The following is a 23,520-nucleotide window of genomic DNA, read 5'->3' on the forward strand; positions in this document are numbered from 1 at the left end:
ACCAGTTGCATCTATGCTGTTTTGACTTGGGCTAAGCTGCTGGACAGTCGCACCCGGTAACAAATCCAAGCGATCCCTTCTTGTGTCGCGTCATTTGATGCGAAATGGTCTGGCAAGTATGCCCAGCCAGAATGCTTCCCAAGCGCGCTCAAAAGCCGCTAAAACCTTGATCGCACAGGCATCTAGCGTTGCAATGAGGGTCTCGTTTCTACATACTTGCCGCCGTTTTTTACCCTAGAAAACTCCATTAACCGTGGAACCCTTAGCATGAGCACAGCAACAAGTCAGACTGCTTATAACTATAAGGTGATCCGCCAGTTTGCCGTCATGACGGTAATCTGGGGTGTCATCGGGATGGGGCTCGGTGTGTTCATCGCCGCACAACTCGTGTGGCCAGAACTCAACCTGAACCTTCCCTGGACCAGCTTCGGCCGTCTGCGCCCGCTGCACACCAACGCGGTGATCTTCGCCTTCGGTGGTTGCGCCCTGTTCGCCACGTCTTACTACGTGGTCCAGCGCACCTGCCAGACGCGCCTGATCTCCGACACCCTGGCCGCCTTCACCTTCTGGGGTTGGCAAGCTGTGATCGTGCTGGCAGTCATTACCCTGCCGCTGGGTTACACCAGCTCCAAGGAATACGCCGAGCTCGAGTGGCCGATCGACATCCTCCTCGGGATCGTCTGGATCACCTACCTGGTGGTCTTCTTCGGCACCATCGTCAAGCGTAAAACCAAGCACATCTATGTCGGCAACTGGTTCTTCGGTGCCTTCATCGTCGTGACCGCCATGCTGCACATCGTCAACAGCATGGAAATGCCGGTGACCCTGTTCAAGTCGTACTCCATGTACGCGGGCGCAACCGACGCGATGGTGCAATGGTGGTACGGCCACAACGCCGTGGGCTTCTTCCTGACCACTGGCTTCCTCGGGATGATGTACTACTTCGTACCCAAGCAGGCCGGTCGCCCGATCTACTCCTATCGCCTGTCCATCGTGCACTTCTGGGCGCTGATCACCCTGTACATCTGGGCCGGTCCGCACCACCTGCACTACACCGCGCTGCCGGATTGGGCCCAGTCCCTCGGCATGGCGATGTCGCTGATTCTGCTGGCTCCGAGCTGGGGCGGCATGATCAACGGCATGATGAGCCTCTCGGGCGCCTGGCATAAGCTGCGCAGCGACCCGATCCTGCGCTTCCTGGTGGTCTCCCTGGCGTTCTACGGCATGTCGACCTTCGAAGGCCCGATGATGGCCATCAAGACCGTCAACGCCCTGTCCCACTACACCGACTGGACCATCGGCCACGTACACGCCGGCGCTCTGGGCTGGGTAGCGATGATCTCCATCGGTTCGCTGTACCACCTGCTGCCGAAAGTCTTCGGTCGCGAGCAGATGCACAGCGTCAGCCTGATCAACGCCCACTTCTGGTTGGCCACCATCGGCACCGTGCTGTACATCGCCTCCATGTGGGTCAACGGCATCACCCAAGGCCTGATGTGGCGTGCAGTCAACGAAGACGGCACCCTCACCTACTCCTTCGTCGAAGCCCTGGAAGCCAGCCACCTTGGCTACATGGTTCGTGCGCTCGGCGGTGCCTTCTTCGTCACCGGCATGCTGCTGATGGCGTACAACACCTTCCGCACCGTGCGTGCTGCCAAGCCGGCTGAATATGAGGCCGCCGCGCTGATTCCTGCCGAGGTTGCCCACTGATGAGTAGCAAGCACGAGATACTTGAGAAAAACATCGGCCTGCTGGCGTTTTTCATGGTCATCGCGGTAAGCATCGGCGGTCTGACCCAGATCGTTCCGCTGTTCTTCCAGGACGTGACCAACACCCCGGTCGAAGGCATGAAGCCGCGTACCGCGCTGGAACTCGAAGGGCGTGATATCTACATCCGCGAAGGCTGCGTTGGCTGCCACTCGCAGATGATCCGTCCGTTCCGCGCCGAAACCGAGCGCTATGGCCACTACTCCGTCGCTGGTGAAAGCGTCTGGGACCACCCCTTCCTGTGGGGTTCCAAGCGTACCGGCCCGGATCTGGCTCGCGTTGGCGGCCGCTACTCCGATGACTGGCACCGTGCGCACCTGTACAACCCGCGCAACGTAGTGCCTGAGTCGAAGATGCCGGCTTACCCGTGGCTGGTCGAGAACAAGCTCGATGGCAAGGACACCGCCGCCAAAATGGAAGCTCTGCGCTCCCTCGGCGTGCCCTACACCAACGAAGATATCGACGGCGCTCGCGCTGCGGTCAAAGGCAAAACCGAAATGGAGGCCCTGGTTGCCTACCTGCAGGGCCTTGGCACCGCTATCAAGAACAAACGGTAACGCATGATGGATATCGGGACGATTCGCGGCATTGGCACCGTAGTAGTGTTCATCGCCTTCATCGGGGTAGTGCTCTGGGCCTATAGCGCCCGGCGCAAAGACAGCTTCGACGAGGCAGCCAACCTGCCCTTCGCCGACGACGTCCCGGCCACCACGCGTGACGAGCAAGCTTCTGGGAGCAATAAAGAATGACTTTGTTCTGGAGTATCTACATCAGCGTACTGAGCCTGGGCACCATCGCGGCTCTGACGGCGCTGATCTTCGGTGTGCGCAAAGGCCAGCGCCAGGAAAGCACTGAAGACACCGTTGGACACTCGTTCGACGGTATCGAGGAGTTCGACAACCCACTGCCGAAATGGTGGTTCATGCTGTTTGTCGGCACCATCATCTTCGCCCTCGGCTACCTGGTCCTGTACCCGGGCCTGGGTACCTGGAAAGGCATCCTCCCGGGTTACAACGAAGCCGGTGACGGCAAGCCGTTCGCCAACGGCGAAAGCGGCTGGACCGGTGTGCACCAGTGGGAAAAGGAGATGGTTCGTGCAGACAAACAGTACGCACCGATCTTCGCCAAGTTCGCCGCCATGCCGATCGAGGAAGTAGCCAAGGACGACCATGCCCTGAAAATGGGTGGCCGCCTGTTCGCCTCCAACTGCTCGGTTTGCCACGGCTCCGATGCCAAGGGCGCCTACGGCTTCCCCAACCTGACCGACAACGAGTGGCGTTGGGGTGGTGCAGCTGAAACCATCGAGCAGACCATCCTCGGTGGTCGTCACGGTGAAATGCCGGCCCAAGGCCCGATGATCGGTGAAGAAGGCGTGAAAAACGCAGCCGCCTACGTGCTGACCCAGCTCGCCGGCCGCAAGTTGCCGGAAGGCGTTGAAGCGGACGTGGAAGCCGGTCACAAGGTCTTCTCCACCACCTGCTTCGCCTGCCACGGCGCGGACGGCAAAGGTACCCCGGCCATGGGCGCACCGAACCTGACCAACCCGTCGGCGTTCATCTACGGCAGCAGCTATGCGCAGCTCCAGCAGACCATCCGCTATGGTCGTAAGGGCAGCATGCCGGCACAGCTTGATCGCCTGGGCAAAGACCAGGTGCACCTGTTGGCTGCCTATGTGTACAGCCTGTCGCATGGCGATAAAGTCGAGAAGTAACCTTCCCGACGCCCGGAGCGCGACCTAGCGTCGCATCCGGGCAAGGCTCTTTCAGGCGTACCATAGCGACATACGTGAAGCCCTGACTCCGGTTGGCATGTACTGGCCGGAGCAATCACCTACCGCCGTGGTACGACCCTGATGAGTGACCAGATTCCTGTCCGCAACATCACCCCTCCTCCGGCCAAGGGCGGCGACACTGTCGACCTCTACGCCAGCCGCGAAAAAATCTACACCCGCGCCTTCACCGGTCTGTTTCGCAACCTGCGACTGAGCGGCGGCAGCTTTCTCTTCCTGCTCTATTTCGGTACCGCCTGGCTCAGCTGGAATGATCGGCAAGCCGTCTGGTGGAACCTCCCTGAGCGCAAGTTCTACATCTTCAGCGCCACCTTCTGGCCGCAGGATTTCGCCCTGCTGTCCTGGCTGCTGATCATCTGTGCCTTCGGCCTGTTCTTCATCACCGTGTTCGCCGGTCGAGTCTGGTGCGGCTACACCTGCCCGCAGAGCGTATGGACCTGGGTGTTCATGTGGTGCGAGAAGATCACCGAAGGCGACCGCAACCAGCGCATGAAGCTGGACAAGCAGCCCATGAGCGCCGAGAAGTTCGCGCGCAAGGCCGCCAAGCACAGCCTGTGGATTCTGATCGGCCTGGTCACCGGCCTGACCTTCGTCGGCTACTTCTCACCGATCCGCGACCTGATCCCCGGCCTGCTCAGTGGCGAAGCCGATGGCTGGGCCTATTTCTGGGTCGGTTTCTTCACCCTGGCCACCTACGGCAACGCCGGCTGGCTGCGCGAACAGGTGTGCATCTACATGTGCCCGTACGCGCGTTTCCAGAGCGTGATGTTCGACAAGGACACCCTGATCGTGTCCTACGACCCGCGCCGTGGCGAACACCGTGGTCCGCGCAAGAAGAACGCCGACTACAAGGCCGAGGGCCTGGGTGACTGCATCGACTGCACCATGTGCGTCCAGGTCTGCCCGACCGGCATCGACATCCGTGACGGCCTGCAGGTCGAATGCATCGGCTGCGCCGCCTGCATCGACGCCTGCGACAGCATCATGGAAAAGATGAACTACCCGAAAGGGCTGATCAGCTATACCACCGAGCACAACCTGTCCGGGCAAAAGACCCACCTGGTGCGCCCACGCCTGATCGGCTACGCCGTCGCCCTGATCGTAATGATCGGCCTGTTCGGCTGGGCCATCGCCAGCCGCTCGTTGGTCGGGCTGGACGTGATCAAGGACCGCGTGTTGTTCCGCGAGAACGAACAGGGCTTCATCGAAAACGTCTACACCCTCAAACTGATGAACAAGGCCCAGCGCGACCTGGTGTTCCGCATCGAAGCCGAAGGCCTCGATGGCCTGATCTACGAGGGCAAGAATGAGGTCAAGGCGCTGGCAGGCGAGGTCCTCTCGGTCCCCGTGGAACTGTCCATCCCGCCGGAAAAACTGCCGTCCAGCGCCAACAAGATCCTGTTCAAGGTCCAGGCGCTCGACGACCCAACCATTCACAGCGATGCCGACAGCCGTTTCATCGGCCCTAGCGTGCGTTAGACAAGGCAATTTCATGCAGTCCGAAAGTCCCGTAAACCCCTGGTACAAAGAGTTCTGGGTCTGGTTCATCCTGTCCATCCTCGGTTTCGCCGTCGTTCTCGGTCTCGGCCTGCTGGTGTTCGCCACCCAGCATCCGCCAGGCCTGATCTCCGACAACTACTACGACGTCGGCAAAGGCATCAACACCTCGCTGGAACGCGAAACCCTGGCCAAGCGCCTGCAGCTCAAGGGCAGCCTGGTGCTGAACAACGATGACGGTACCGCGCGCTTGCAGCTCAGCGGCAACAGCAAGCCACAGCAGCTGACCCTCAACCTGGAGTCGCCGACCCAGCCCGAGCGCGACCGCCGGGTGATCCTCCTGCTGCAGGACGACGGCAGCTACTTCGGCCAACTGCAGGACATCGCCGAAGGCCGCCGCTTCGTCGAACTGCTCGGCCGCGAGGGCGACAGCGACTGGCGCCTGTTCGAGGAAGAAGAACTGCAGAACCGCAAGCCGATCCAGCTCGGCGAGTGATGCCAGTCCGCCCATGAGCAGCCCTCAGCCCTGTTATCACTGTGGCCTGCCGGTTCCCGCCGGCAGCCGCTTCGAGGCCCGCGTATTCGGTGAGATGCGGGCCCTGTGCTGTCCGGGTTGCCAGGCGGTAACCGAAGCCATAGTCGGCGGCGGCCTGGAAAGCTACTACCGTCACCGCAGCGACAGCGCGATCAACCCGCAGGAGCTGCCCAAGGTCCTGCCAGACGAGCTGGCCCTGTATGACCGCAGCGATGTGCAGCAACCCTTCGTCCAGCACCAGGGCGAGCTCAGCGAAGCCTGCCTGCTGATCGAAGGCATCAGCTGTGCGGCGTGCGGCTGGTTGATTGAAAAACACCTGCGCGCCCTGCCCGGCGTGGCCGAAGCCGCACTCAACCTGTCCAACCAGCGCCTCACCGTGCGCTGGGCCGATAGCCAGTTGCCGCTCAGCCAATTGCTCAAGGAACTGCGCAAGATCGGCTACGCCGGCCACCCCTGGCAGGCCGACGAAGCCAGCCTGCGCCTGGCCGAGGAAAACCGCCGCTCGCTGCGCCAGATCGGCGTCGCCGGCCTGCTGTGGATGCAGGTGATGATGGCCGTCATGGCCACCTGGCCAGAGTTCAACATCGACCTGTCGCCAGAGCTGAACACCATCCTGCGCTGGACCAGCCTGTTCCTCACCACCCCCATCGTTTTCTACTGTTGCGGCCAGTTCTTCCGGGGTGCCCTGCGTGACCTGCGCACGCGACACCTGACCATGGATGTCTCGGTGTCCCTGGCCATCGGCGGCGCCTACGTTGCCGGCATCTGGTCGACCATCACCGGCGTAGGCGAACTGTATTTCGATGCCGTCGGCATGTTCGCCCTGTTCCTCCTCGCCGGCCGCTACCTGGAACGCCGTGCCCGCGAGCGCACGGCGGCGGCCACCGCGCAACTGGTCAACCTGCTGCCGGCCTCCTGCCTGCGCCTCGATGCCCAGGGCCGCAGCGAGCGCATCCTGCTGCGCGAACTCAAGGTCGGCGATCAGGTACTGGTCGCGCCCGGCGCCCTGCTGCCCGCTGATGGGCGCATCCGCAGCGGCCAGTCCAGCGTCGATGAATCGCTGCTGACCGGCGAATACCTGCCACGCCCGCGCGGCGAAGGCGATCTGGTCACCGCCGGCACGCTCAATGTCGAAGGCCCGCTGACCGTCGACGTGCAGGCCCTTGGCGCCGACACGCGCCTGTCGGCCATCGTCCGCCTGCTGGAACGCGCACAAGCCGACAAGCCACGCCTGGCCGAAGTGGCAGACCAGGTGGCGCAATGGTTCCTGCTGATCGTCCTCGGCGCGGCCGCCATCGTCGGTCTGATCTGGTGGCAGATCGACAGTGAGCGCGCCTTCTGGATCGTCCTCTCGCTGCTGGTTGCCACCTGCCCCTGCGCACTGTCGCTGGCGACACCGACGGCCCTGACCACCGCCACCGGCAGTCTGCACAAACTCGGCCTGCTGCTAACGCGGGGCCATGTGCTGGAGGGCCTCAAGCAGATCGACACGGTGATCTTCGACAAGACCGGCACCCTCACCGAAGGCCGGCTAACCCTGAGCAGCATCCAGCCGCTTGGTACGCTTGATAGCGGCAGCTGCCTGGCCCTCGCTGCCGCCCTGGAACACGGCTCCGAACACCCGATCGCCCGCGCTTTCGGCCATTGCGCCCAGGCTGCCGAGCAGATCATCAGCAGCCCTGGCCAGGGGCTGGAAGGACTTGTCGAAGGGCGTCGCCTGCGCATTGGCCAACCTGCTTTCGTGGCGGCGTTGAGCAACCAGACCACCCCGGCGATTCCCGGCACGCAAGGCCAATGGCTGCTGCTGGGTGATGAGCAGGGGCCGCTGGCCTGGTTCGTCCTCGACGACCGCCTGCGCGAAGATGCCGGCGAGCTACTGAACGCCTGCCGTGCCCAGGGTTGGCAAGTCATCCTGCTGTCCGGCGACAGCTCGCCGATGGTCGACGAAGTGGCTCGCCGGCTCGGCATCGATGACGCCCGTGGCGGCATGACGCCGGACGCCAAGCTCGCCGTACTCAAGCAACTGCACCAGGACGGTCACCGCGTGCTGATGCTCGGCGATGGGGTCAACGACGTGCCCGTGCTGGCCGGCGCAGACATCAGCGTAGCCATGGGCAGCGCCACCGACCTGGCCAAGACCAGTGCCGACGCGGTGCTGCTGTCCAACCGCCTGAGCAGCCTGGTGCAGGCCTTCGCCATGGCCAAGCGCACCCGCCGCATCATTCTGGAAAACCTGGCCTGGGCCTGCCTGTACAATGGCCTGGTCCTGCCGTTCGCCGCCCTCGGCTGGGTGACCCCGCTCTGGGCAGCATTCGGCATGTCGGTCAGTTCGCTGCTGGTGGTGCTGAACGCCCTGCGCCTGGCCCGTCCGTAGGGTGGATCACGCCTCATCGATCCACCACAGCGCCGCCATGGTGGATGTAGAAAGCGACATCCACCCTACCCCCAGCCCCAGCCCGGAGTCCCCATGCCTGCGCTCTACATCCTGATCCCCATTGCCGTGGTGCTGGTCGGCATTGCCATCTGGGTATTCTTCTGGGCAGTCAACAGCGGCCAGTACGACGACCTCGACGGCCCGGCGCACAGCATCCTGTTCGACGACGAAGACCCGCAGCACAAGGCCGGCATCGCCGAAGCCGACAAGGCCGCCGAACAGGACGACACGCGTGCTTGAATTGGCGCCCCTGCTGATTTCCGCGCTGATCCTCGGCCTGCTCGGCGGCGGTCACTGCCTGGGCATGTGCGGTGGCCTGATGGGTGCGCTGACCCTGGCCATCCCGCCCGAGCAACGGGCCAAGCGCTTGCGCTTGCTGCTGGCCTACAACCTCGGACGCATCCTCAGCTACAGCGTGGCCGGCGTGCTGATCGGCCTGGCCGGCTGGGCCGTAGCCAGCAGCCCGGCGGCGATGATCCTGCGGGTGATCGCCGCCCTGTTGCTGATCGCCATGGGCCTGTACCTGGCCGGCTGGTGGAGCGGCCTGACCCGTATCGAAGGCATTGGCCGCCACCTGTGGCGCCACCTGCAACCCATCGCCAGCCGGCTAATGCCCGTCAGCAGCCTGCCTCGCGCGCTGTTGCTCGGCGCCATCTGGGGCTGGCTGCCATGCGGGCTGGTTTACAGCACCCTGCTGTGGGCCGCCAGCCAGGGCTCGGCGCTGAACAGCGGCTTGCTGATGCTGGCATTCGGCCTCGGTACCTGGCCGGTATTGCTGGCTACCGGGCTGGCCGCCGAACGCCTGACGGCACTGTTGCGGCGCCGCGGCGTACGCATGGCCGGCGGGCTGCTGGTGATCCTGTTCGGCTTGTGGACCCTGCCCGGCCCACACCAGCACTGGCTGATGGGCCATTAACAGGGCCTCCCGCAGCCTTGATGCAGGTCAAGACCCTGTCGCCTGCCGCCCCCTAGACTGGCCACCATCGCCACTCTAGGGACAGCCCGCATGCTCGACGCCATCCTTTGGGACGCCGACCTGATCCGTCGCTACGACCAGCCCGGCCCCCGCTACACCTCCTACCCCACCGCGGTGCAGTTCCACGGTGAGGTCGGCACATTCGATCTGTTGCACGCCCTGCGTGACAGTCGCAAGGCACAGCGCCCGCTGTCGCTGTATGTGCACGTGCCGTTCTGCGCGAACATTTGCTACTACTGCGGCTGCAACAAGGTGATCACCAAGGATCGGGGCCGTGCGCTGCCGTACCTGGAAAGCCTGGAGCGGGAAATCGAACTGATCAGTCGCCATCTGGATCGCCGCCAGCCAGTCGAACAACTGCACCTGGGCGGCGGCACACCGACCTTCCTCAGCCACGATGAACTGCGCCGGCTGATGGAGTATCTGCGCCAGCACTTCACCTTGAAGGACGATGACTCCGGCGATTACGGCATCGAGATCGACCCACGCGAAGCGGACTGGGCCACCATGGGGCTGCTGCGCGAGCTCGGTTTCAACCGCGTCAGCCTCGGCGTGCAGGACCTCGACCCGGATGTGCAGCGCGCCATCAACCGCCTGCAGAGCCTGGAACAGACCCGTGCCATTGTCGAAGCGGCGCGCACCCTGCAGTTCCGCTCGCTGAGCATCGACCTGATCTACGGCCTGCCCCGCCAAACACCGGAGAGTTTCGCCCGCACCGTGGCCGAAGTGATCGCCCTGCAGCCGGATCGGCTTTCGCTGTTCAATTACGCTCACCTGCCGGAGCGTTTCCTGCCGCAACGCAGGATCAACCCGGACGAACTGCCCGACCCTGCCAACAAGCTGGCCATGCTGCAAGGCAGCATCGAACAGCTCACGGCGGCCGGTTACCGCTACATCGGCATGGACCACTTCGCCCTGCCCGACGATGAGCTGGCCATATCCCAGGAAGACGGCAGCCTGCAGCGCAACTTTCAGGGCTACACCACCCATGGCCACTGCGACCTGATCGGCCTCGGCGTCTCGGCCATCAGCCAGATCGGCGACCTTTACTGCCAGAACAGCAGTGACCTGGGCAACTACCAGCAAAGCCTGCAGAACACCCAACTGGCCACCTTGCGCGGCCTGCAGTGTAATGCCGACGACCGTATCCGCCGCGCCGTGATCCAGCAGTTGATCTGCCAGTTCAGCCTGGCATTCAGCGACATCGAGGAGCGCTTCAACCTCGACTTCAGGGGTTACTTCGCCGCCCTCTGGCCGCAGCTAGAGCGATGCGCACAGGACGGCCTGATCGAGCTGGATAGCCAGCACATCGAGGTACTGCCAGCCGGGCGGCTGCTGGTGCGCTCAGTGTGCATGCTCTTCGACCGCTACCTGGAGCAACAGAACCTGCAGCGTTTCTCGCGGGTCATCTAGCGGCTCACGCCATCGCCAGCTTGGCCGCCGTCTGCTTCTGCTCGGCGCTCAGGCCGGCCTCGCGCATCACCTTGATCAGATTGGCGCTGGCACTGCTGAGCGCCCCTTGTAGCGCGTTGAGCTCGCCCCGTAGCGCCTCGACCCGCACCTGGCGAGCTTCCGGGCTCAGGCTCTGGTCGGCCATCACCGCCTCCAGCTCCTGCTTCTTCTCGGCGATCTGCTGTTTTAGCGCGCGCATCATCTTGAGGATTTCCTTGACCGTGTCCGGCAGGTTGCTCTCATCGATGTCATCGTTCTTCGCCACCGACTGAATTCGCCCCAACTCGGACAGACTCACGCGCAAACCTTCCTTCACGGTTTCTGGCGCAACGGTCTCCCCCCGCTCGCGTGCCGCCTGGCGCTGTACGCCCAGCACCAGATTGTCGTTCATCTGGCCGACATCTATCCGTAGCATGGTCCTGTCCTGGAAATTGACTCATTGACCTTATCGGTCAGCCTGAGCAAATCTTGAACAACGAGTCAGGACTGATGGATTGGCGGCTGGCGAGAACGCAGGGCCATGCGTTACCCTTGCACTTCATAGGTGTTTATCAGCAGGAATTGCCTCGATGTCCGAGATCCTCAAGGTTCACAGCCCGCACCATGCCCATTGCAAGGACTGCAGCCTGGCGCCACTGTGCCTGCCGTTGTCGCTCGACATGGAAGACATGGATGCTCTGGACCACATCGTCAAACGTGGCCGCCCCCTGAAGAAAGGCGAATTCCTGTTCCGCCAGGGCGACACCTTCAACTCGGTGTTCGCCGTGCGCGCAGGCGCCCTGAAGACCTTCACCCTGAGTGACGGCGGCGAAGAACAGATCACCGGCTTCCACCTACCCAGCGAGCTGGTCGGTCTGTCCGGTGTCGACACCGAGTTGTACCCGGTGTCGGCCCAGGCGTTGGAAACCACCTCGGTGTGTGAAATCCCCTTCGACCGCCTGGATGAGCTATCCGTGCAACTGCCGCAGCTACGTCGCCAGCTGATGCGGGTGATGAGCCGCGAGATCCGCGATGACCAGCAGATGATGCTGCTGCTGTCGAAAAAGACCGCCGACGAACGCATCGCCACCTTCCTGGTCAACCTTTCCGCGCGCTTCCGTGCCCGCGGCTTCTCGGCCAACCAGTTCCGCCTGGCCATGTCGCGCAACGAAGTGGGCAACTACCTGGGCCTGGCCGTGGAAACCGTGTCCCGGGTATTCACCCGCTTCCAGCAGAACGGCCTGATCAATGCCGACGGCAAGGAAGTGCAGATTCTCGACCCCATCGAGCTCTGCGCCCTGGCTGGCGGCAGCATGCCTGACTGATAATGCGCACCCAGCGACTTGGCAGGAACCCGGAATGATCTTCGACGAATTCAACCTCAAAACCCTGATCCGCCCCGTGCCGGACTTCCCCAAACCGGGCGTGGTGTTTCGCGACATCACTCCACTGTTCCAGTCGCCGCGCGCCTTGCGCATGGTCGCCGACAGTTTTATCCAGCGTTATGTGGAAAGCGACTTCAGCCACATCGCGGCCATGGACGCACGGGGCTTTTTGATCGGCTCGATCATCGCCTACGAGCTGAACAAACCGCTGATCCTGTTCCGCAAGCAGGGCAAACTGCCAGCCGATGTACTCGCCGAGAGCTACCAGACCGAATACGGCGAAGCCCTGCTGGAAGTCCACGCCGACAGCCTGTGCGAAGGCGATTCGGTGCTGATCTTCGATGACCTGATCGCCACCGGCGGCACCCTGCTCGCCGCCGCTCGCCTGGTCCGGCGCATGGGCGCCAGCGTGCACGAAGCCGCCGCGATCATCGACCTGCCCGAACTGGGCGGCTCGCAAAAGCTGCAAGACATCGGCATCCCCACCTTCTGCCTGACCGCCTTCGAACTCAGCGAACGCTGAGTTTTCCCCGGCCCCGGCATCCGCCCCACTCGGCGGATGCCGAGCCAGGCGCTCCCTGTTTCTCCCCTCGATTCACCACGCTGCATCCGACATCCAGCTACATTTTCCTCAGCACGCGGGTTTTCCTTGCGTGACATGAACGGGTGCCAGGAACACGACGCCCCGTAGCCTGCCGTGTACCGCAGATGTTCAGTCGGAGGGATGCCAGATGAACAGCGCCGCCAGTATCGATGAGAAGAGCTTTCGCCGCATTCTGACCCGCAACCTGGCCTTGCCCGTTGGCACCGGTGTACTGGGCACCGGTCTGTTCGTGGTGCTGATCGTCTACCTGCTGTACGTACTCAACTGGGTTGAACACACCGAACGGGTGATCAGCCAGGCCAATGAAAACTATCGCCTCACCATCGACCTGCAATCCGGTCTGCGCGGGTATCTGATCGGTGGCGAAGAGGAATACCTCACGCCCTACCTGGCGGCCCGTACGCAGCTCGATGCACAGATGCAGAGCCTGCACGACCTGGTGCACGACAACCCGCCGCAGGTCGAGCGGATCCGGCAGATCGAGAGCCTGCAACAGGAGTGGCTGACCAGCGCCAGCGCCATGCTCGAGCAACGCCAGGCCAGCAATGCCCCGCCCGCCAGCGCCACCGTCGGACGCGGCAAGCTGATGGAAAGCATCCGCGCTCAGTTCAATGACCTGATTGCCGTCGAACAGCAGCTGCGTCACGACCGCAACGAGAAAGCCAATTTCACCGCCATCCTCACCATCAGCCTGTATGTACTGTTCAACCTATCCTTCAGCGCCATCCTGGCCTTCTTCGGCCGCCGCGAGCTGCTTGGTCTGTCGAGTTTCTATGGCAGCCTGCTACAACAGCAGCAGGTCGTGACCGAGCAGTTGCAGCAGCAGGCCTGGCAACGCGAAGGGCAATCACAACTGGCTGAGCGAATCATCGGCCAGCCGAACATCGACTCTATCGGCCGCACCGCCCTGACCTTCCTCGGCCATTACCTCGACCTGGTGGTCGGCGCCTTCTATGTGCGCCAGGACGACGGCAGCCTGGCCCGCGTGGCCGACTATGGCTTCGCCGCGGAGCATCAGGCGCAAGCACAAACCTTCAAGGACGGCGCCGGGCTGGTCGGCGAAGTCGCCCTGGAGCGCCGCCCGCGGGTGATGAGTGGCCTCAACACCGGCTACCTGCGCGTCACCTCCGGCCTGGGTAATGATGCGCCGCTGGCGGTGATGCTCGCGCCCATCGAGAACGAAGGCGAAGTCAACGGCGTGATCGAGCTGGGCTTCCTCAAGACCCTGTCGGTACGCGAGCAGACCTTCGTCGCCTCGATCACCGAAGGCCTCGGCACCTCCATCGAAGTGGCGCGCTACCGCCAGCGCTTGCATGAAGTGCTGCGCGAAACCCAGCAGCTCAATGAGGAGCTTCAGGCCCAGCAGGAAGAGCTGAAAAGCGCCAACGAGGAGCTGGAAGACCAGGCGCGGCTGATTCAGGAGTCGCAGGCCAACCTGGAGCAACAGCAAGCGGAGCTGGAGCAGACCAACGAACAGCTCAATGAGCAGACCCAATACCTGACCCGGCAGCGCGACGAACTGGACGAGCGCAACCACGCCCTGGCCCTGGCCCGCAGCGAGCTGGAGCAACGCGCGGACGAGCTGCAGCGGGCCAGCCGCTACAAGTCGGAATTCCTCGCCAACATGTCGCACGAGCTGCGCACCCCGCTGAACAGCTCGCTGATCCTGTCCCGGCTGCTGGCCGACAACCGCAACGGCAACCTCGATGAACAGCAGATCAAGCATGCCGAGCTGATCTACTCCTCGGGCAAGGACTTACTGAGTCTGATCAACGACATCCTCGACCTGTCCAAGGTCGAGGCCGGGCGCCTGGAACTGCGTCCCGAGGAAACGGCCTTGCCGCACCTCGCCGCCAGCCTGGAAAGCCTGTTCCAGCCCCAGGCCGTGGAGAAGCAGTTGGCCTTCAAAGTCAGCATCGCCGCCAACGCGCCGGCGCAATTCGTCAGCGACAGTCAGCGGGTCGAGCAGATCCTCAAGAACCTGCTGTCCAACGCCTTCAAGTTCACCAGCCAGGGCACCGTCAGCCTGCACATTCAGCCGGCTGACGGCGGGCTTGCTTTCGTGGTCAGCGACAGCGGTATCGGCATCAGCCAGGAACAGCAAAGCATCATCTTCGACGCCTTCCGCCAGGCGGATGGCAGCACCAACCGGCTGTTTGGTGGTACCGGGCTCGGTTTGTCCATCTCGCGCAACCTGGCGGAAGTACTGGGCGGCCATATCCAGGTCGATAGCCAGCCGGGGCGCGGCAGCCAGTTCACCCTCTGGCTGCCGCTGAACTATGCGCAGGCCGTCACCACCTCCTCTCCAACCAGCGCGCCCGCTGCCCGTGACCTGTTCATTCGTCCGGAAGCCGCCGCTCACACACCGACCAGCCTGCCAGCGGGGCACGCCGAACCGAGCTTTCCGGACGACCGTGACCGCAGCGACATGCCTGGCCGCTGCGTGCTGGTTATCGAGGATGAAGCCAAATTCGCCCAGATCCTCTATGACCTGGCCCACGAGATGAACTACCGCTGCCTGGTCGCCCACAGTTCCACCGAGGCCTTTGCCCTGCTCGCCGAACAGGCGCCGGACGCCATCCTGCTGGACATGCGCCTACCCGATGAGCCGGGCCTGTCGCTGCTGCAGCGCCTCAAGGAAGACCCACACACCCGACACATTCCCGTGCACGTGATCTCCACCGACGACCGCACCGAGCTGGCCCTGCACCTGGGCGCCATTGGCTACGCACAGAAGCCGACCACCCGCGAGTCACTGGTCGAGGTGTTCTCCAGGCTGGAAGCCAAGCTCACGCAGAAGGTCAAACGCGTACTGGTGGTGGAAGGCGATGCCGAGCAGCGCGACAGCATCAGCCAGCTGGTGGACGACGTGGATATCGAAGTGACTGCCGTCGCCGATGGCGAGCACGCGCTACAGCTACTGCGGCAGACCACCTTCGACTGCATGATCACCGACCTCAAGCTGCCCGACATGCACGGCAACGAACTGCTTACCCGCATGGCCAGCGAAACCATCGACAGTTACCCGCCGGTGATCGTCTACGTCTCGCGCCCGCTGAGCCGTAGCGAGGAAGAGAGCCTGCGCCAGCATTCGCGCTCGATCATCATCAAGGGCGCGCGCTCCCCCGAGCGTCTGCTGGATGAAGTGACGCTGTTCCTGCACAAGGTCGAGGCGCCGTTTGCCAATGATCGCCAGCGCCCCCTGAAAAGCGCGCGCAACCGCGACCAGGTGTTCGAAAACCGCCAGGTCCTGGTGGTCGATGACGACATGCGCAACGTCTACGCGCTGATCAGCGCCCTGGACGAAAAAGGCATCAAGGTGGTGAGCGCCAGCAATGGCCAGGAAGCGCTCGACAAGCTCGACAAGAACCCTGACGTCGACCTGGTGCTGATGGATGTGATGATGCCGGTGATGGACGGCTTCGAAGCCACCCGCCGCATCCGCCAGGACCCGCGCTGGCACAAGCTGCCGATCCTCGCCGTGACCGCCAAGGCGATGAAGGACGACCAGGAGCAGTGCCTCAAGGCGGGAGCCAGCGACTACCTGGCCAAGCCGCTGGACCTGGAGCGGCTGTTCTCGCTGATCCGCGTGTGGCTACCGCGCAGGGATATCTTCTAAGAGCCCGCCGCGATCCTCACACATGCTCCGTCGCTCCCACGCAGGCGGGAGCTCAGGCGCCACGGGTCGTCAAGATGACTCCCCGAGGCTGGCTCAGATACCCGGCCGGCCCGGATCTTCCGGCACGATTTCTTCCTCGATGTCCTCCAGCTTCAACTCCATGCTCCAGCTGCTCACCTCCGCCGCCGGCGCTGCCGCCGCAACCGGAGCCGCAGCAGCCGGTGCTGCGCTGGCAGTCGGGGCAGCATTCGCCGGGTTCTCGCGGTAGAGCTTGAGCTTGAGGCGCACGTTGTTCGCCGAGTCGGCGTTCTTCACCGCTTCGTCTTCGTCGATGCTGCCGTCGTGCACCAGGTCGATCAGCGCCTGGTCGAAGGTCTGCATGCCGAGGTTCTTCGACTTCTCCATGGTTTCCTTGATCTCGGAGAAATCGTTGCGTTTGATCTGATCGCGGATGGTCGGCGTACCCAGCAGCACTTCCACGGCAGCGCGGCGCTTGCCATCGACGGTCTTGACCAGGCGCTGGGAAACGAACGCCTTGAGGTTGTTACCCAGGTCGTTGAGCAGCTGCGGACGACGCTCTTCCGGGAAGAAGTTGATGATGCGGTCCAGCGCCTGGTTGGCGTTGTTGGCGTGCAGAGTGGAGATCGCCAGGTGGCCGGTATCGGCAAAGGCCAGGGCGTGTTCCATGGTTTCGCGGTCGCGGATCTCACCGATCAGGATCACGTCCGGCGCCTGGCGCAGGGTGTTCTTCAGCGCCGCGTGGAAGCTGCGGGTGTCTACCCCGACTTCACGCTGGTTGATGATCGACTTCTTGTGCCGGTGTACGTACTCCACCGGGTCCTCGATGGTGATGATATGTCCGCCGCTGTTGCGGTTGCGGTAGTCGATCAGCGCCGCCAGGGAGGTCGACTTACCCGAGCCGGTGCCGCCGACGAACAACACCAGGCCGCGTTTTTCCATCACCGTCTTGAGCAGCACTTCCGGCAGCTTGAGGTCTTCGAACTTGGGGATTTCCATCTTGATGTTGCGCGCGACGATCGACACTTCGTTGCGCTGCTTGAAGATGTTGATGCGGAAGCGCCCGATGTTGGGCAGGGAAATTGCCAGGTTCATCTCCAGCTCGCGCTCGAAATCGGCGCGCTGCTCGGCATCCATCACGCCAGCCGCGATAGCCGCCACGTCCCCGGGCTTGAGCGGCTCGCTGCTGAGCGGCTTGAGTACGCCGTTGAACTTGGCACAAGGCGGCGCGCCGGTGGACAGGTACAGATCGGAGCCATCCTGACTGGACAGGACTTTCAGCATTGCAGAGAGATCCATGGCGGCGCTTCCATCATTCGAGACTTAATAAAATAGGCCATGATCGGCGGCGTTACCGACCCGATACAGCCTGTAAATTGGCGTCATTCTGATGGCGCAGCAAATGCTGGCACAATAGCGGCCCGGTAGAAATGAGGAACCCGTCATGGCAAAGGCAATGGCCCGCCACATCCTGGTCAAGACCGAGGCCGAAGCGGCCGCGCTGAAGAAGCGCATCGCCGCCGGCGAGGCCTTCGATGTGCTGGCGCGCAAACACTCCACCTGCCCGTCCGGCAAAAAAGGCGGTGATCTGGGCGAGGTACGCCCAGGACAGATGGTGCGCTCCATCGACCAGGTCATCTTCAAGAAGGAACTGCGCACCGTGCACGGCCCGATCAAGAGCCAGTTCGGCTACCACCTGGTGCAGGTGTTCTACCGCGAGTGAGCCGTCAGTCGCGCAGACGCTGCCGCTCTACGCGCCCCGCCTGTCCCGTGCAGTCACCTTGCAGCAAGAAATGCGATGAACGACGCCGTCAAAGCAGCTACGGAAATCACCGCTAGCGACGCGTATGCAGACAAGCTGAGACTGGTACCGAGCGTTATCGCAGCGGCCGCACAACCCATCTGTAAAAAGCCCAGTAGTGCCGAAGCGGCACCCGCTTGAGCGCCGAAAGGATGTAAAGCGATTGCCGTGCCCAAGGGATTCACGACCCCCATGCCGAGCAAAAAGATGGTCAGGAACACGCAAAAAAACAGAAAGCTGTGTGGGGCGATAAGCAACCCGAGACTGCCTGCAAACGCAATCACGATGCCTGTACGTGCCACAGCCACCTGACCCCATCGGCGTACCAGGCGCGGAGCGCTTAACCCAGCAGCAAATACTACGAATACGGTCGCAGCAAAAAACACACCCAAGTCGAGCGACGACAAGCCAAAACCGGCCATCAAGATCGCCGGAGCCATCGAGAAAAATGCGTAGAGGGTTCCGACAACCAAGCTCACGGTAAGCGCCGGGGCAATGAAACGCCTGTCGAGCAGCAAACGTTTGTAGCCGAGTAGCACGGCCTGGATGGACGGCGCTGTTCGGTAATCCTTGGCATGCGTTTCACCAAGGCTCACCACGTAGTAGCCCCCTAACAAAATGGCGACAGCAGCGACAAATCCAAACGTCGCACGCCAGCCGAGCAGCTGTTCAAAAGCACCGCCCAACAACGGTGAAAACCCGGGAGCGGCCGCCATTGCGACCATGATCAACGCCAGGGTTCGCGCCAGCTGGTCGCCGTCAAAAAGGTCCCGCGCGATCGCCCGTGACAACACCGATGTCGCGCAGACACCCAGCGCTTGTATGGTCCTGCCGGTGATGAGTTGTGGCAGTGACGTCGCCAGCGCACACACCGCGCAACCCAACACAAACGTCGCAATACCACCGAGCACCAGCGGCTTTCGACCGAACCGATCCGACAGAGGCCCGACTACCAACTGGCCGAGTGCAAACGCCACGAAAAAGCTGCTGAGGGTGGCACCAAGATCATTGAACGACGCGTTCAGATCGCTAGCGATCTGCGGAAAGGCCGGCAGAATGATATTGGTCGCCAAAGCGCCCAGCGCTGCAAACCCAGCAAGCAGCAGCAACAAACGCCTCGTGAGTTCGGGTTGGGCTTTCTCAACCATGGGTTCGCTGACGGGGGTGGAATGATCTCGCTCAACTGTCTGCATCACGGAAATTGCCCTTTCAACGAATGAACCGCCGCCAAATGGTCGGCTTGCTATACCTACGTTTCACCCCGGGCTACGCCTCTTTCACGCCGCCCTACCGTCGTAACCGCGTTCTCGAAAAAGTACGGCTACCGTAACGACGCGCTTTCGATTTGCCTGCGCCTGCTTTTTGCCCGCGCTCACCCTGCATTCCTCGCGCTATCACCAGCTCGCAAATCCGAAATGAATCTGGACGCCTCAATTTCTGACGCTTGATATTACGACCATAATCTTTGTCGGCGCAACGGGAATTACCCCGGAATGTCGCGCCACTACTCGCCCTCCCGCTGATGACAGATCACGAATCATTCCGTATCCCCAGCGGTCGCCGCATCATACAAGTGCCGAAAGGCCTGCGCCGTCGTGACAAACAGACAGCCACTCAGTTGCAGCATTAGCTGGCTACCGGCTAGCCGATCACCTATCGGCCCCTTGACCGCCGCCAGGTGTAAACGGATACCTCGACTGGCCAGGCTGCGATTGAGCTCGCAGAAGGCGACCAGGGCCGAGAAATCCACGCCGTTGACGGCGGACATATCCAGTACCAGCTCGCGCACCGAGGGGTTCAACAGCTCCTCGATGTGCGCGGTGACCGACGCCGCGTTGCCGAAGAACAGGCTGCCATCGACGCGCAGCAACAACAGGTGCGGACGAGTCTCCACCGTGTGGCGGCATACATTGCGAAAGGTCTCGCCATCGGCCATGCACCCGAGCACGGCGATGTGAGGACGGCTGCTGCGCGCCAGATAGCCGCCGAGCGATAACAGAACGCCAGCCAGAACACCCTCCTCCACACCCAGGAGCAATACGCAGGCGGCAGTAGCCAGCCACACGCCCGCATCGCCACGGTCGTAACGCCAGGCCTGACGCAGGCCATCGAGGTCGAGCATGCCAAGCACGGCGAAGACGATGGTGGCCGCCAGGGCCGGCAGCGGTAGCAGGCTCAACCAGCCAGTGGGTACAAGCAGGGCAAGTGCCAGCAGCAGCGCGGTGATCACCCCGGCCAGCTGACTGCATGCCCCGGCGGCATGGTTGAGTGCCGAGCGCGACAGGCCACCGCTGACCGGCAGCCCCGCCGACAGCGCACTGGCCAGGTTGGCCAGGCCCTGGCCAAGCAGCTCGCGCCCATCGTTTACCTGCTCGCCGCGCCGCTGCGCCAGCACCCGGGCCGAAGAATGCCCGGAGATGAACACCACGAAGGCCAGCAGCGCCGCCGAAGGCAACAGCTCCGGCCACAGCCCGGGTTGCAGGCTGATGCCAAGTGGAGGCAGGCCCTTGGGCAACTCGCCGAGCACTTGCACTCCCGCCTGGTCCAGCTCACCCACGACCACCAGCAGGGTGGCGAACGCCAGCAGCAGCGCTGGCGCCAGCCGCGCCAGATGTGCCGGCAAGTAGCGACGCGCACCATACAGAGCAAGCAGCGTGCCCACGCCGAGCATGGTCGAAGGCCAGGCCGCCGGCGCGCCGCAGAGTACCTCGACCTGCCCCGCCACGATCAGCAACGCAACGCCAGCAGTGAAACCACCTAGCACCGGGCGACTGAGCAACGCGCAGAGAAAGCCCAGGCGCAACAACGCGCAAAGCACCAGGATAGCGCCGCACAGCAACGTCAGCTGGACGACCAGGACCGGCGCAGCCAGTCCCGTAGCCGGTACCAGTTCGACCAACGCCGCCGCAGTCATCATCGAGGTCAGCGCCATGGGGCCTACCGACAAGGTGGTGCTGCTACCCGCCAGGGCGTAGGCCAGTGCCGGCAAAATACTGGCGTACAGCCCCACCACCGGTGGCAGGCCAGCCACCATGGCGTAGGCCATACCCTGCGGCAGCAACATCAGCGCCACCACCAGGCCGGCGCCTAGGTCACCGGCGAACATGGCGCGGCGGTAGTGTTTCAGCCAGTCGAGCATGCCGTCGTTATTGCCCAACAACTCGGCGCAGCTCGTTCTTCAGCTCGGCCCGCTTGCGCCGCGATACCTTGCCGAATGGCCAGCCGATTATCGATGTACGCTCCGTCTGGCCCACGTCGCGCAGCAGGAAGTGCGACAGCGCGGGAATCAGGATCAGCGCGCCGAGCATGTTCCACAGCAGCATGAAGGTCAGCAGGATGCCCATGTCGGCCTGGAACTTGATCGGCGACCACGCCCAGCACACCACACCGGCGGCCAGAGTGATGCCGACCAGCGCCACCACCCGCCCGGTGAAGGCCACCGCGCTGCGGTAGGCATCACCCAGGCTGCGGCCCTGGCGCTGGTAGTGCAGTTGCACGCTGAGCAGGTACAGCGCGTAGTCCACGCCAATCCCCACACCCAGGGCGATCACCGGCAAGGTGGCCACCTTGACGCCGATGCCCATGGCCACCATCAGCGCCTCGCACAGCACCGAGGTGAGTACCAGCGGCAGCAGCGCCACCAGCATGGCGCGCCAGCTGCGGAAAGTGATCAGGCAGAAAATCGCCACCGCCAGGTAGACGTACAACAGCATGCTGCGATTGGCCTCGCGCACCACCAGGTTGGTGGCCGCCTCGATCCCGGCGCTGCCGGCCGCCAGCAGAAACTGGCGATCTTCCGTGCTGTTCTCGCGAGCGAAGCGCTCGGCGATGGCCACCACGCCGTCGAGGGTCTCGGCCTTGTGATCCTTGAGGAAGGCGATCACCGGCATCAGCGAACACTGGTTGTTGAACAACTCGGGGGCGTTCACCGAGGCCTGCTGGGCGGCGTAGTTGAGCACGTCCTGGTTGCGCTGCAGGCTGGCCATCTTCGGGTTTCCCTCGAAGGAGCCGGCAGTGATCTGGCGCACCGCGTTGACCAGCGACACGGTGGTCTGCACCCCAGGGTGCTGTTGCAGTTCCCAGGCCAGGCGATCGGCCAGGGCCAGGGTCTTGTAGTTGAGGCAACCCTCAGGCGGGGTCTTGATCATCACCGCGAACAGGTCGCTGGACAGCGCGTAGTGGCTGGTGATGTAGGCGTTGTCGCGGTTGTAGCGCGAGTCGGCGCGCAGCTCCGGGGCGCCGCGGTCAAGGTCGCCGATCTGCAGGTGCAGGCTGACGGCGAAACCGCCGATGCCCAGCAGCGCCGCCAGCAGCACGGTGCCAGTGGCCCACTTCGGCGTGGTGAAGCGGTTGAGGCCATCCCACAGGCGACCGAAACCACGGTGCTGCGCTGCACGGGTATCGATACGCAGCGCGCGCTCGGCGGCCTTGGCACTGACGCCGACATAGGACAGCGCCACCGGCATCAGCAGCAGGCTGGTGAACACCAACACGGCCACGCCAATACTGGCGGCGATCGCCAGGTCCTGGATCACCGGAATGTCGATCAGCATCAACACGGCGAAGCCCACCGCATCGGCCAGCAGCGCGGTGACACCGGCGATGAACAGGCGGCGGAAGGTGTAGCGCGCGGCGATCAGCTTGTGCGTGCCACGGGCGATGTCCTGCATGATGCCGTTCATCTTCTGCGCCGCGTGGGACACGCCGATGGCAAAGATAAGGAAAGGCACCAGCACCGAGTAAGGGTCGATGCTATAGCCCAGCCAGGCGACGATGCCCAGCTGCCAGACCACCGCCAGCAACGAGCAGCCGATCACCAGCAGGGTGCTGCGCAGGCAGCGGGTGTACAGCAGGATGATGGCGAAGGCGGCACCCACCGCCAGGGCGAAGAAGGCCATCACCTGCAGCAAGCCGTCGATCAGGTCGCCGACCAGCTTGGCGAAGCCGATCACCCGTACCTGGTACGGCCCTTTACCATCGCCGTCAGCATTGATCCGCTCGACCTTGCTGCGCAGTTCTTCCAACTTCTGGGCGAAGTTGTAGTAGTCGATGCGCTGGCCGGTGGCGGACTGCCGATCCAGCAGCGGCACCACCAGCATGCTCGAGGAAAAGTCGTTGGCCACCAGGCTGCCGACAATGCCGGCACGGCCGATATTCTGCCGCAGTTGCTCGATGCTCTCGGCCGAGCCGTTGTAGCCATCGGGCATCACGCTGCCGCCCTGGAAGCCCTCCTCGGTGACCTCGGTCCAGCGCACGCTGGGGCTCCACAGCGTACGCAACCAGGCGCGATCCACCCCTGGGGTGAGGAACAGCTCGTCGTTGACCTGCTTGAGCACGGCCAGGTAGGCCGGGTCGAAGATGTCCCCCTGACTGTTCTCCACCACCACCCGCACCGAGTTACCCAGGCCGCGCAACTGGTCGCGGTTGTCGAGGAAGTTGCGGATGTAAGGTTGGCTCTGCGGGATCATCTTCTCGAAGCTCGGCCGCAGCTCCAGGCGGGTCAACGCCATGTAGCCGAACAACACCGAGAGCAAGGCGATGGCGGCGATGAACCAGGGCCGGTGGTTGAATAGCAGGCGCTCGAGGAAGTGCCCGCTGTTGCGGTCGAAATCGCGCAGGTCGCGGATCACCGGCATGCTGTCTTGTTTGATGGTAGCCATGATG

Annotated in this window: 19 protein-coding genes; 14 read left to right on the top strand and 5 right to left on the bottom strand. The window is 63.2% G+C overall.

Going from position 1 to position 23,520, the window contains the following annotated elements:
• Positions 1-267 precede the first annotated feature (267 nt).
• The 10 genes from ccoN (at position 268) to hemN (ending at position 10,411) form a co-directional block, all read left to right on the top strand.
• Positions 268-1,710 carry a cytochrome-c oxidase, cbb3-type subunit I gene (ccoN, locus tag H3H51_RS14120; protein ID WP_183089689.1) on the top strand — a complete coding sequence of 481 codons (1,443 nt, stop codon included), beginning with the start codon at positions 268-270 and terminating at the stop codon, positions 1,708-1,710.
• Positions 1,710-2,324: a cytochrome-c oxidase, cbb3-type subunit II gene (gene ccoO / locus H3H51_RS14125; protein WP_183089690.1), complete on the top strand. Its 615-nt coding sequence runs from the start codon at positions 1,710-1,712 to the stop codon at positions 2,322-2,324. The genes ccoN and ccoO overlap by 1 nt, the downstream gene beginning before the upstream one ends.
• A gap of 6 nt (positions 2,325-2,330) precedes the next feature.
• Positions 2,331-2,516 carry a cbb3-type cytochrome oxidase subunit 3 gene (locus H3H51_RS14130; RefSeq protein ID WP_183089691.1) on the top strand — a complete coding sequence of 62 codons (186 nt, stop codon included), beginning with the start codon at positions 2,331-2,333 and terminating at the stop codon, positions 2,514-2,516.
• Positions 2,513-3,478, top strand: coding sequence for a cytochrome-c oxidase, cbb3-type subunit III (gene ccoP, locus H3H51_RS14135; RefSeq protein ID WP_183089692.1), 966 nt, complete (start codon positions 2,513-2,515; stop codon positions 3,476-3,478). The genes H3H51_RS14130 and ccoP overlap by 4 nt, the downstream gene beginning before the upstream one ends.
• 141 nt (positions 3,479-3,619) lie before the next feature.
• Positions 3,620-5,035 (top strand): cytochrome c oxidase accessory protein CcoG, encoded by a 1,416-nt coding sequence (gene ccoG, locus H3H51_RS14140; protein ID WP_183089693.1) that lies wholly within the window; start codon positions 3,620-3,622, stop codon positions 5,033-5,035.
• A gap of 13 nt (positions 5,036-5,048) precedes the next feature.
• A complete protein-coding gene (locus tag H3H51_RS14145; protein ID WP_183089694.1) occupies positions 5,049-5,549 on the top strand; it encodes a FixH family protein in 501 nt (166 codons plus the stop codon).
• A gap of 13 nt (positions 5,550-5,562) precedes the next feature.
• Positions 5,563-7,962: a heavy metal translocating P-type ATPase gene (locus tag H3H51_RS14150; protein ID WP_183089695.1), complete on the top strand. Its 2,400-nt coding sequence runs from the start codon at positions 5,563-5,565 to the stop codon at positions 7,960-7,962.
• Between the two features lie 93 nt (positions 7,963-8,055).
• A complete protein-coding gene (gene ccoS, locus H3H51_RS14155) occupies positions 8,056-8,262 on the top strand; it encodes a cbb3-type cytochrome oxidase assembly protein CcoS (RefSeq protein WP_183089696.1) in 207 nt (68 codons plus the stop codon).
• Positions 8,255-8,938 (top strand): sulfite exporter TauE/SafE family protein, encoded by a 684-nt coding sequence (locus H3H51_RS14160; RefSeq protein WP_183089697.1) that lies wholly within the window; start codon positions 8,255-8,257, stop codon positions 8,936-8,938. The genes ccoS and H3H51_RS14160 overlap by 8 nt, the downstream gene beginning before the upstream one ends.
• 90 nt (positions 8,939-9,028) lie before the next feature.
• A complete protein-coding gene (gene hemN / locus H3H51_RS14165; protein ID WP_183089698.1) occupies positions 9,029-10,411 on the top strand; it encodes an oxygen-independent coproporphyrinogen III oxidase in 1,383 nt (460 codons plus the stop codon).
• 4 nt (positions 10,412-10,415) lie between these two features.
• Here hemN and H3H51_RS14170 read toward each other — a convergent pair whose 3' ends face one another.
• Positions 10,416-10,865: a hypothetical protein gene (locus H3H51_RS14170; RefSeq protein WP_183089699.1), complete on the bottom strand. Its 450-nt coding sequence runs from the start codon at positions 10,863-10,865 to the stop codon at positions 10,416-10,418.
• 154 nt (positions 10,866-11,019) lie between these two features.
• Here H3H51_RS14170 and fnr point away from each other — a divergent pair, with 154 nt between their 5' ends.
• The 3 genes from fnr (at position 11,020) to H3H51_RS14185 (ending at position 16,037) form a co-directional block, all read left to right on the top strand.
• Positions 11,020-11,754 (top strand): fumarate/nitrate reduction transcriptional regulator Fnr, encoded by a 735-nt coding sequence (fnr, locus tag H3H51_RS14175; RefSeq protein WP_183089700.1) that lies wholly within the window; start codon positions 11,020-11,022, stop codon positions 11,752-11,754.
• Between the two features lie 34 nt (positions 11,755-11,788).
• Positions 11,789-12,337: an adenine phosphoribosyltransferase gene (locus H3H51_RS14180; RefSeq protein WP_183089701.1), complete on the top strand. Its 549-nt coding sequence runs from the start codon at positions 11,789-11,791 to the stop codon at positions 12,335-12,337.
• Positions 12,338-12,545: 208 nt separating this feature from the next.
• Positions 12,546-16,037 (top strand): response regulator, encoded by a 3,492-nt coding sequence (locus H3H51_RS14185; RefSeq protein WP_183089702.1) that lies wholly within the window; start codon positions 12,546-12,548, stop codon positions 16,035-16,037.
• Positions 16,038-16,130: 93 nt separating this feature from the next.
• Here H3H51_RS14185 and H3H51_RS14190 read toward each other — a convergent pair whose 3' ends face one another.
• Positions 16,131-17,354: a PilT/PilU family type 4a pilus ATPase gene (locus H3H51_RS14190; RefSeq protein ID WP_183089703.1), complete on the bottom strand. Its 1,224-nt coding sequence runs from the start codon at positions 17,352-17,354 to the stop codon at positions 16,131-16,133.
• A 145-nt stretch (positions 17,355-17,499) separates the two neighbouring features.
• Between H3H51_RS14190 and H3H51_RS14195 the strand changes: the two genes are divergently transcribed.
• Entirely contained in the window at positions 17,500-17,778 is a 279-nt protein-coding gene (locus H3H51_RS14195; RefSeq protein ID WP_183089704.1) for a peptidylprolyl isomerase, read from the top strand.
• A gap of 53 nt (positions 17,779-17,831) precedes the next feature.
• Here the strand turns inward: H3H51_RS14195 and H3H51_RS14200 are convergent, their stop codons facing one another.
• The 3 genes from H3H51_RS14200 to H3H51_RS14210 all read right to left on the bottom strand — a co-directional run bounded on the left by H3H51_RS14200 (position 17,832) and on the right by H3H51_RS14210 (position 23,516).
• A complete protein-coding gene (locus tag H3H51_RS14200; RefSeq protein ID WP_183089888.1) occupies positions 17,832-19,049 on the bottom strand; it encodes a multidrug effflux MFS transporter in 1,218 nt (405 codons plus the stop codon).
• 344 nt (positions 19,050-19,393) lie between these two features.
• Positions 19,394-21,016 (bottom strand): SulP family inorganic anion transporter, encoded by a 1,623-nt coding sequence (locus tag H3H51_RS14205; protein WP_220791003.1) that lies wholly within the window; start codon positions 21,014-21,016, stop codon positions 19,394-19,396.
• Entirely contained in the window at positions 21,003-23,516 is a 2,514-nt protein-coding gene (locus H3H51_RS14210; RefSeq protein WP_183089705.1) for an efflux RND transporter permease subunit, read from the bottom strand. Before H3H51_RS14210 ends, H3H51_RS14205 begins: the two co-directional genes overlap by 14 nt.
• Positions 23,517-23,520: the final 4 nt, after the last annotated feature.

This window comes from Aquipseudomonas ullengensis (genome assembly GCF_014174475.1).
GTDB lineage: Bacteria > Pseudomonadota > Gammaproteobacteria > Pseudomonadales > Pseudomonadaceae > Aquipseudomonas > Aquipseudomonas ullengensis.